9 protein-coding genes are annotated in these 9,566 nt (G+C 69.9%); 4 read left to right on the forward strand and 5 right to left on the reverse strand.

Annotated elements, in window-relative coordinates:
- Window positions 1-216 precede the first annotated feature (216 nt).
- Window positions 217-1,629 (reverse strand): aspartate aminotransferase family protein, encoded by a 1,413-nt coding sequence (locus ACIQM4_RS24655; RefSeq protein WP_401595424.1) that lies wholly within the window; start codon window positions 1,627-1,629, stop codon window positions 217-219.
- Window positions 1,614-2,105, reverse strand: a complete 492-nt coding sequence (locus tag ACIQM4_RS24660; RefSeq protein ID WP_401595427.1) for an Lrp/AsnC family transcriptional regulator — start codon at window positions 2,103-2,105, stop codon at window positions 1,614-1,616. Before ACIQM4_RS24660 ends, ACIQM4_RS24655 begins: the two co-directional genes overlap by 16 nt.
- 176 nt (window positions 2,106-2,281) lie before the next feature.
- Here ACIQM4_RS24660 and ACIQM4_RS24665 point away from each other — a divergent pair, with 176 nt between their 5' ends.
- The 3 genes from ACIQM4_RS24665 to ACIQM4_RS24675 all read left to right on the forward strand — a co-directional run bounded on the left by ACIQM4_RS24665 (window position 2,282) and on the right by ACIQM4_RS24675 (window position 5,644).
- On the forward strand, window positions 2,282-3,721 hold the full coding sequence (locus ACIQM4_RS24665; RefSeq protein WP_401595430.1) for a gamma-aminobutyraldehyde dehydrogenase: 1,440 nt from the start codon (window positions 2,282-2,284) through the stop codon (window positions 3,719-3,721).
- Window positions 3,722-3,794: 73 nt separating this feature from the next.
- Window positions 3,795-5,012, forward strand: a complete 1,218-nt coding sequence (locus tag ACIQM4_RS24670; RefSeq protein ID WP_401595435.1) for a spermidine/putrescine ABC transporter substrate-binding protein — start codon at window positions 3,795-3,797, stop codon at window positions 5,010-5,012.
- A gap of 95 nt (window positions 5,013-5,107) precedes the next feature.
- The gene (locus ACIQM4_RS24675) at window positions 5,108-5,644 is read left to right on the forward strand and encodes a hypothetical protein (protein WP_401595438.1); all 537 of its coding nucleotides are present in this window, start codon (window positions 5,108-5,110) and stop codon (window positions 5,642-5,644) included.
- Window positions 5,645-5,718: 74 nt separating this feature from the next.
- Here the strand turns inward: ACIQM4_RS24675 and ACIQM4_RS24680 are convergent, their stop codons facing one another.
- From ACIQM4_RS24680 to ACIQM4_RS24690, 3 genes are read right to left on the reverse strand one after another with little or no spacing between them, the layout of a single operon-like run.
- On the reverse strand, window positions 5,719-6,531 hold the full coding sequence (locus ACIQM4_RS24680; RefSeq protein ID WP_401595685.1) for an SAM-dependent methyltransferase: 813 nt from the start codon (window positions 6,529-6,531) through the stop codon (window positions 5,719-5,721).
- A gap of 13 nt (window positions 6,532-6,544) precedes the next feature.
- Window positions 6,545-7,336: a glycerophosphodiester phosphodiesterase gene (locus ACIQM4_RS24685; RefSeq protein ID WP_401595441.1), complete on the reverse strand. Its 792-nt coding sequence runs from the start codon at window positions 7,334-7,336 to the stop codon at window positions 6,545-6,547.
- A 33-nt stretch (window positions 7,337-7,369) separates the two neighbouring features.
- The gene (locus ACIQM4_RS24690; protein WP_401595444.1) at window positions 7,370-8,395 is read right to left on the reverse strand and encodes an adenosine deaminase; all 1,026 of its coding nucleotides are present in this window, start codon (window positions 8,393-8,395) and stop codon (window positions 7,370-7,372) included.
- Window positions 8,396-8,699: 304 nt separating this feature from the next.
- On the opposite strand from ACIQM4_RS24690, the gene ACIQM4_RS24695 reads away from it, so the two are divergent.
- Window positions 8,700-9,260, forward strand: a complete 561-nt coding sequence (locus tag ACIQM4_RS24695; protein WP_401595447.1) for a DUF4190 domain-containing protein — start codon at window positions 8,700-8,702, stop codon at window positions 9,258-9,260.
- Window positions 9,261-9,566 lie beyond the last annotated feature (306 nt).

Raw genomic sequence — 9,566 nt, forward strand, 5'->3', positions numbered from 1 at the left:
ACGAGAGCCGATCGGTCACTGGGCACCGTAAGGATTCGAGGTGTGAGGGGCGCGTCGGCACGGCAGACGTACGGCCCGGAGGCGGACGTTCTCACTCGAACGGGCGCTTCCGGGCCGTGGCCGGCGTCGCTGCGGACCCCTTCGGAAGGGGCCGCGTGGGATCAGGACGTGGCCGATGGCCACGCGGATCGAACGCAGCCGAGGGGCCGCGCGGGATCAGAGCTTGGTCCAGGCCTCCGTGAGGACCGCCCGCAGGATGCTCTCGATCTCGTCGAAGGTCTCCTGGGTGGAGATCAGCGGCGGGGCCAGCTGCACGACCGGGTCACCGCGGTCGTCGGCCCGGCAGTACAGGCCGTTCTCGTACAGCGCCTTGGAGAGGAAGCCGTACAGGACGCGCTCGGTCTCCTCGTCGGTGAAGGTCTCCTTGGTGTCCTTGTCCTTCACCAGCTCGATGCCGTAGAAGAAGCCGTTGCCGCGGACGTCGCCGACGATCGGCAGGTCGTGGAGCTTGCGGAGCGTCTGGTAGAACGCGTCCTCGTTGTCCAGGACGTGCTGGTTGAGGCCCTCGCGCTCGAAGATGTCGAGGTTGGTGAGGCCGACCGCGGCGGAGACCGGGTGGCCGCCGAAGGTGTAGCCGTGCAGGAAGGTGTTGTCACCCTCGTAGAACGGCTCGGCGATCTTGTCCGAGATGATGCAGGCGCCGATCGGGGAGTAGCCCGAGGTCATGCCCTTGGCGCAGGTGATCATGTCCGGCACGTAGCCGAACTTGTCGCACGCGAACATGGTGCCGAGCCGGCCGAAGGCGCAGATGACCTCGTCCGAGACCAGCAGCACGTCGTACTTGTCGCAGATCTCGCGGACCCGCTGGAAGTAGCCGGGCGGCGGCGGGAAGCAGCCGCCGGCGTTCTGCACCGGCTCCAGGAAGACCGCGGCGACGGTCTCCGGGCCCTCGAACTGGATCTCCTGCTCGATCTGGTCGGCGGCCCAGCGGCCGAAGGCCTCCGGGTCGTCGCCGTGTATCGGGGCGCGGTAGATGTTGGTGTTCGGCACCTTGTGCGCGCCCGGTACGAGCGGCTCGAAGGGGGCCTTCAGCGCGGGCAGACCGGTGATGGACAGGGCGCCCTGCGGGGTGCCGTGGTAGGCGACCGCACGCGAGATGACCTTGTACTTGGTGTGGTGGCCGCGCAGCTTCCAGTACTGCTTGGCGAGCTTCCACGCGGTCTCGACGGCCTCGCCGCCGCCCGTCGTGAAGAACACCTTGTTCAGGTCGCCCGGCGCGTAGTGCGCGAGCCGCTCGGCCAGTTCGACGGCCTTGGGGTGGGCGTACGACCACACCGGGAAGAAGGCCAGTTCCTGGGCCTGCTTGTAGGCGGTCTCGGCGAGCTCGTGGCGGCCGTGGCCGGCGTTCACGACGAAGAGGCCGGAGAGGCCGTCGATGTAGCGCTTGCCCTTGTCGTCGAAGATGTGCGTTCCCTCGCCGCGCACGATGGTCGGCACGGGGGCGTTCTCGTACGACGACATGCGGGTGAAGTGCATCCACAGGTGGTCGTACGCGGTCTTCGAGAGGTCCTTGCCCGCGGGGCTGCTGGTGGCGTTGCTGGTGGCACTCACGGCTATCGGGTTCCCCACATATAGGTCTGCTTCTTGAGCTTGAGGTAGACGAAGCTCTCGGTGGAGCGCACTCCGGGGAGGGTCCGGATGCGTTTGTTGATCATCTCCAGGAGGTGGTCGTCGTCCTCGCAGACGATCTCCGCGAGCAGGTCGAAGGAGCCCGCCGTGACCACGACGTACTCGACCTCCGGCATGTCGGTGAGCGCGTCCGCGACCGGATCGAGGTCGCCCTCCACGTTGATGCCGACCATCGCCTGCCTGCGGAAGCCCACGGTGAGCGGGTCCGTGACGGCGACGATCTGCATGACGCCCTGGTCGAGCAGCTTCTGTACGCGCTGGCGCACGGCGGCCTCGGAGAGGCCCACCGCCTTGCCTATGGCGGCGTACGGCCGGCGGCCGTCCTCCTGGAGCTGTTCGATGATCGCCAGAGAGACGGCGTCGATCGCCGGGGAGCTGCCGCTGCCCGGCCTGGGTTCTGCGCTACGACTGACCACGAGGCCACTCTGCATGAGGTCTCGCCCGTCCCGCAAGGGCAAACCGATGAAATTCGTTGTTCCACGGGTGTGATTTAACTGAATCCGAAGTTCTTGGCGGGCGGGTATGTCGAAAGCGATACCTCTCTGGCTAATGTGGGTATCTCACCCACCGGACAGACATAGGGAGAGTGGCCGTGACCACCGAGCTGCGCCGTCTGCGCAACTACATCGCCGGGGAGTTCCGGGACGCCGCCGACGGGCGGACCACCGAGGTCGTCAATCCGGTGACGGGCGAGGCGTACGCGACCGCGCCGCTGTCCGGCCAGGAGGACGTCGACGCCGCGATGACCGCCGCCGCCGAGGCGTTCCCCGCCTGGCGCGACCTGACGCCCGCCGAGCGCCAGAAGGCCCTGCTGAAGATCGCGGACGCCTTCGAGGAGCGCGCGGAGGAGCTGATCGCCGCGGAGTCGGAGAACTGCGGCAAGCCGCTGGGCCTGACCCGCACCGAGGAAATCCCGCCCATGGTCGACCAGATCCGCTTCTTCGCGGGTGCGGCGCGACTGCTCGAAGGCCGCAGCGCGGGCGAGTACATGGAGGGCCTGACCTCCATCGTCCGCCGGGAGCCGGTCGGCGTCTGCGCGCAGGTCGCGCCGTGGAACTACCCGATGATGATGGCCGTGTGGAAGTTCGCCCCGGCGCTCGCCGCGGGCAACACGGTCGTTCTCAAGCCGTCGGACACCACCCCCGCCTCGACCGTCCTGATGGCCGAGATCATCGGCTCCGTCGTGCCCAAGGGCGTCTTCAACGTCGTCTGCGGCGACCGCGACACGGGCCGCACCATGGTCGAGCACAAGGTCCCCGCGATGGCCTCCATCACCGGTTCCGTACGGGCCGGCATGCAGGTCGCCGAGTCTGCGGCCAAGGACCTCAAGCGGGTCCACCTGGAGCTGGGCGGCAAGGCGCCGGTCGTCGTGTTCGAGGACACCGACATCGCCAAGGCCGTCGAGGACATCTCGGTGGCGGGCTTCTTCAACGCGGGCCAGGACTGTACGGCCGCCACTCGCGTGCTCGTGCAGGAGTCGATCCACGACGAGTTCGTCACCGCGCTGGCCAAGGCGGCGGCCGACACCAAGACCGGTCTGCCGGACGACGAGGACGTGCTCTACGGCCCGCTCAACAACGCCAACCAGCTGAAGCAGGTCTCCGGCTTCGTCGAGCGCCTGCCCGCGCACGCCAAGGTGGAGGCAGGCGGCCACCGGGTCGGCGACAAGGGCTACTTCTACGCCCCGACCGTCGTCTCCGGCCTCAAGCAGGACGACGAGATCATCCAGAACGAGGTCTTCGGCCCCGTCATCACCGTCCAGTCCTTCACGGACGAGGCGCAGGCCCTGGAGTGGGCGAACGGCGTCGAGTTCGCCCTCGCCTCCTCCGTCTGGACCAAGGACCACGCGCGCGCCATGCGGATGTCCAAGAACCTCGACTTCGGCTGCGTGTGGATCAACACCCACATCCCGCTGGTCGCGGAGATGCCGCACGGCGGGTTCAAGCAGTCCGGCTACGGCAAGGACCTCTCGGCGTACGGCTTCGAGGACTACACACGCATCAAGCACGTCATGACGTCCCTCGACGGCTGAGCCGAGGATCCGGGGCGGGCGGTAGGCAGACTGTCTATTGCCCGCCCCTCGTGCGTTCCGAAAGGGTGTGTCCATGGCTGATCTTGGTCGCGTTTCGCGTCGTCTCCCGCACGGTCCTTCGCGTCGTACGGTGCTCCGCGGTATCGGGTACGGCATCGGTACGACGGGCGCGCTCGCCGCACTCACCGGCTGCGGCGTGCCCGCGGCCTTCGTCAAACCGGGGGAGCGGGCCGGCGCGGACTCCTCCGACCGCGACCGGAACCTGCAGTTCGCCAACTGGCCGCTCTACATCGACACCGACGAGGAGAACGAGTCCAGGCGCCCCACGCTGGAGGAGTTCACCCGGCGCACCGGGATCTCGGTCCGGTACACCGAGGAGATCAACGACAACGACGAGTTCTTCGGCAAGGTGAGCCCGGCGCTGATGAACCACCAGCGGACCGGCCGCGACCTCGTGGTGATCAGCGACTGGATGGCCGCCCGGTTCGTACGGCTCGGCTGGGTCCAGGAGATGGACCGCGCCAAACAGCCGAACGTGGCGAAGTACCTCGACCCGCAACTGCGCGAGCCCGCCTTCGACAAGGGCCGGCTGCACAGCGTGCCCTGGCAGTCCGGCATCACCGGCATCGCCTACAACCGCAAGCGGCTGGGCCGGGAGATCAAGCACACCTCGGACCTGTGGCGGCCCGAACTCAAGGGCAGGGTCACGCTGTTCTCCGGCCTGGACGAGAGCTTCGCCCTGCTGATGCAGGGGCTCGGCACGGACGTCACACGGTGGGGCGCGGACGACTTCCACCGGATGTGCGAGCAGGTCGAGAAGCTGGTGCGGACCAAGCACATCCGGCGCTTCACCGGCAACGACTACGTCAAGGACCTCGCCTCGGGCGACGTGCTGGCCTGCCAGGCCTACTCCGGTGACGTCATCCAGCTCCAGGCGGACAACCCGGACATCGAGTTCGTGGTTCCCGAGGAGGGGGCGGAGCTGTGGGCCGAGTCCCTGATGATCCCCAACCTCGCCGAGCACAAGCGCAATGCGGAACGGCTCGTCGACTACTACTACGAGCCCGAGGTGGCGGCGGAGCTGGCCGCCTGGGTGAACTACGTGTGCCCGGTCCCCGCGGCCCGCGACATCATCGCCTCGTCCAAGGACGAGGAGACGGCCGCGCTGGCCGAGGACCCGCTGATCTTCCCCGACGACGACCTCCGCAAGCGGCTCGCGATCGCGCGGGACATCACCGCCGAGGAGCGGCTGGAGTTCGCGAAGCGGTGGAACAGCATCGTGGGGCTGTAGGGACGGGCCCGAACCACCAGTCTCCCCCATGCACTTGTGGCGGTGAGCGTGGGGGAGTCGTAAAGGCCGCGTGAAGGTACTCGTACGCTGCGGGCATGAACGAGCCTGCCGCCCTTCAGAGGCGCATCCGTGTGTGGTTGATCCTCTTCATCGTGTGCCTGGTGCTGAGCGGGCTGACGGCCTTCCCGCTCGTCACCGAACTCGACTGGCTGACCGGCCTGTTGCGGGACTCCCCGCTCGCCGACGCCGCGCCGGGGCTCATGGAGTGGGTCGAGCGCGTCCGGGACGGGCTCGTGGCGACCGACGCGAAGTACCCCTTCGTGCTGTACGGGACAGACTGGCTCGCCTTCGCGCACCTCGTCATAGCCGTCGCCTTCTACGGGCCCTACCGCGACCCGGTGCGCAACGTGTGGGTCGTCGAGTTCGGCATGATCGCCTGCGCCGGGATCGTCCCGCTCGCCCTGATCTGCGGCCCGATCAGGGGGATCCCCTTCTGGTGGTCGGTGATCGACATGGCCTTCGGGGTGTTCGGGGTGATCCCGCTGGCGATCGTACGGCGGAAGATCAAGCGGCTGGAGGCGCTGACGGCGCCGGTCGCGGTGTCGGGAGCGGCGCTCGCGTCGATCCGGTAGTGCCGCCGGCGTCGATCCGGTGGTGCCGCTCGCGAGCGCCGCGTGGCAGCGCCCACCGGCGCCCGCCCGCGTCCTCAACGGCTCTTGACCGCCACCGCGCCGAACTGCGCCACCGACGGGTCCTCGCCGCGCCAGCGCGCGCACGAAACGATGCCGGGCTCCAGCAGGTCGAGGCCCTCCAGGAAGGAGGCGAACTCCGCGCCGGTGCGGGCGGTGATCGGCGGGGTCGCGTTCTTGTTCCAGAACTCCATCGCGGCCTCGTTGCCCTCGCCGCCCAGTTCCAGGGTGGGGTGGGTGATCGCCAGGTGGCTGCCCACCGGGAGGGCCTCCATCAGGGTCCGCACGATCGACCGGGCCTCGTCGGTGTCCGCGACGAAGTTGAGGATGCCCAGCAGCATCACGGCCACCGGGCGGTCCAGGTCGAGGGTCAGGGCCGCCTGTTCCAGGATCTTCCCGGGCTCGCGGGCGTCCGCGTCGATGTACGCGGTGCGGCCCTGCGGGGTGCCGGTCAGCAGGGCGCGGGCGTGCGCCAGGACCACCGGGTCGTGGTCGACGTACACGATCCGGGAGTCGCGGGCGATGCGCTGGGCGACCTGGTGGGTGTTGTCCGCCGTGGGCAGCCCGGTGCCGATGTCCAGGAACTGCCGCAGGCCCGCCTCACCCGCCAGGTACGACACCGCGCGGCCCAGGAACCGCCGGTCCGCGCGGGCGACTTCCCCGATGCTCGGGTAGAAGGAGCTGACCTGCTCGCCCACCGCCGTGTCCACGGGGTAGTGGTCCTTGCCGCCGAGCCAGTAGTTCCAGACGCGGGCGTTGTGGGCGACGTCGGTGCGTATCGCTTCGGGCACGGTGAATCCCTCTCCTGCGGTGCGGGTGGCGAGGGCCATCATGCCGGACGGATCAACTGCGTTTCTTGTTCAGGTACTTGGTGGTGGCCTTCGCGAGCAGGTCGAGGCGGTTGGTGGTGATCGCGTCCACGCCCGCGGCGAGCAGCTGCCGCATGTTCCGGGTGGTGTCCGGGGTCCAGGCCGCGACCAGCAGGCCGTCGCGGTGGGCGCGGGCGGTGAGCGCGCGGTCGATCAGGCCGAAGCGGTAGTTGAGCCAGCGGGGCGTGATCGCGGCGAGCAGTTCGGGGCGGGGCGGGGCGCAGGACGCCCAGCTCAGGGCGATCTCGGCGTGCGGGTCGGCGGTCCGGACGCGCAGCATGGTGCTGGGGCCGCCGCAGTAGTACGTGCGCTCGCTCGCGCCCGCCTCGTGGACGCCACCCACCACCGTGCGCACCGCCGAGTCGTGCGCCCCGCGCAGATCGATCATCAGCCGTCGCGCGCCGACGGCCAGGATCGCCTCGCGCAGGGTGGGCACGCCGTGCCCGGTCAGCTCGTCGACGTCGGCCTTCGTGAGGTCGACCAGCCAGCGGTCGTGCCCCCAGAGCCGCTTCAGCGTCTCGTCGTGCAGCAGGACCGGGACGTTGTCCCGGGTCAGCCGTACGTCCACCTCGACCGCGTCGGCGCCGAGCTCAAGGGCCGAGCGGATCGAGGCGAGCGTGTTCTCACGGAAGCGGTACGGGTCACCGCGGTGACCCACGGCGTGGACACCGGAATGGACTCCGGCGGGGACTCCGGCGCGGATCGCGGCAGGGACTCCGGCGGAGGCTCCGGACCGGGCTCCGGCGGTGAGGCTCTCGGTGCTCATGGGGCCATTCTTGGCGAACAGCCGCGAGAGCGCTCAGCGGGCGAGCCACCGGGTGGTGTAATCGTCGATCTCGGCGGACAGCTTCGCCTTGCCCGCCGGGTCGAGGAAGGACGCCTCGACGGCGTTCTTGGCGAGGTCGGCCAGACCCCGCTCGTCCAGGTCGAGGAGGCGGGCGGCGACCGCGTACTCGTTGTTGAGGTCGGTGCCGAACATCGGCGGGTCGTCGCTGTTGATCGTGACCAGGCAGCCGGCCGCGACCATTTCCTTGATCGGGTGCTGGTCGAGGTCGGCGACGGCGCGGGTCGCGATGTTCGAGGTCGGGCAGACTTCGAGCGGGATGCGGTGCTCGGCCAGGTGGGCGAGCAGCTTCGGGTCCTGGGTGGCGCTGGTGCCGTGGCCGATGCGCTCGGCGCGCAGGTCGCCCAGGGCGTCCCAGATGGTCTCGGGGCCCGTCGTCTCGCCGGCGTGCGGGACGGAGTGCAGGCCGGCCTCGATCGCCCGGTCGAAGTACGGCTTGAACTGCGGACGCGGCACGCCGATCTCGGGGCCGCCGAGGCCGAAGGAGACCAGGCCCTCCGGACGGTGCTCAAGAGCGAGACGCACCGTCTCCTCCGCCGATTCGAGGCCGGCCTCACCGGGGATGTCGAAGCACCAGCGCAGCACGACGCCCAGCTCGGACTCGGCGGCCTTACGGGCGTCCTCGATGGCCGCCATGAAGTCCTCGGCCGGGATGCCGCGGCGGGTCGAGCTGTAGGGGGTGACGGTCAGCTCGGCGTACCGGATGTTCTGCCGGGCCATGTCGCGGGCCACCTCGTAGGTGAGCAGCCGGACGTCCTCGGGGGTGCGGATCACGTCCACGACGGCGAGGTACACCTGGACGAAGTGCGCGAAGTCCCGGAACTTGAAGAACTCGGTGAGCGCGGCGGGGTCTCCCGGCACCTCGGAGTCCGGGTGCCGGGCGGCCAGCTCGGCGACGATACGGGGCGAGGCGGATCCGACGTGGTGGACGTGCAGCTCTGCCTTGGGCAGGCCCGCGATGAAGGGGCGCAGGTCTGACATCGGATCCTCCTGATGCGGGTGGTACGCCGGGGTGGCGCGAGTGGCTGGGGATCATCGTAGGCGGGACACTCGGCCATGTGGGGTACGCCGTAGCATGACCGGGAATCACGATGGGGGAGGGGCCATGTCAGACAACACACCGCAGCCTTCGGGGGCACCGGACCCGTGGGCACCGCCGGAGGAGTCGGGGAACAGGGTGCCGCTGGAGAAGTCGGGGGGCGGCGAGCAGGGCGGCCCTGGCGGGCCGGCTGGTGCTGGCGGCCCCGGGGGGCCTGCCGGTCCCGGCGGTCCTGGCGGGTACCCGGTGCATGACCAGCCGACGGTGACGTCGATGCCGGGGGCGGGGACGGGGGCGGATCCGGCCGGTTCCGCGCCGCAGCCGGGGGCTCGCGCGGCGTACGGATATCCGGCGGCAGGGCCGCCGCCCGGTGAGTACGGATACCCGTCGGCCTACCCTGCCCCGCCCGCGGCTCCCGGCGGCGGGTACCCCGGCTACCCCGGGTACACGGGAGCGGTCGGCTGGACCGGGCAGGGGCAGCCGCAGAACGGTTTCGGCATCACGGCGATGGTCCTGGGGATCGTGTCGATCCCCATGTTCTGCGGCTGGGGCGTCCTGGGCATCATTCTCGGCATCATGGCGGTGATCTTCGGCATCCTGGGACGCAAGAGGGTCGGGCGCGGTGTCGCGACGAACGGGGGCATGGCCCTTGCCGGGATCATCACCGGAGCGGTCGGGATCCTGATCGGTGCGGCGTTCCTCGCGTTCATGATCTGGGCGATCGTGCAGGGGGAGCGCAGCACGAGTGACGACCCGTGGGACACGTCCTCGCGCGGCCCCGCGGTCGTCGAGGTCGCTTCTCGCTAGACACACGGCCCCTTCCAGGGGCGCGGGAACGGCGCGCCGGGCCACGACGCACCCGCACGCTCCGCCCCCTCGCTCAGGGGGCACCTCCTAGGGGCGCGGGGAACTGCGCGCCCAGCCCCCACCGACCCGCACGAAGTGGGACGGCCCCTTCAGGGGCGCGGGGAACTGCGCGATCAGCCACGATGCGCCTGCACGGTCCACACCCCCGTCCAGGGGGCACCTCCTAGGGGCGCGGGGAACTGCGCGCCCAGCCCCCACCGACCCGCACGAAGTGGGACGGCCCCTTCAGGGGCGCGGGGAACTGCG

The sequence above is a fragment of the Streptomyces sp. NPDC091272 genome (assembly GCF_044757485.1).
Taxonomy (GTDB): Bacteria; Actinomycetota; Actinomycetes; order Streptomycetales; family Streptomycetaceae; genus Streptomyces.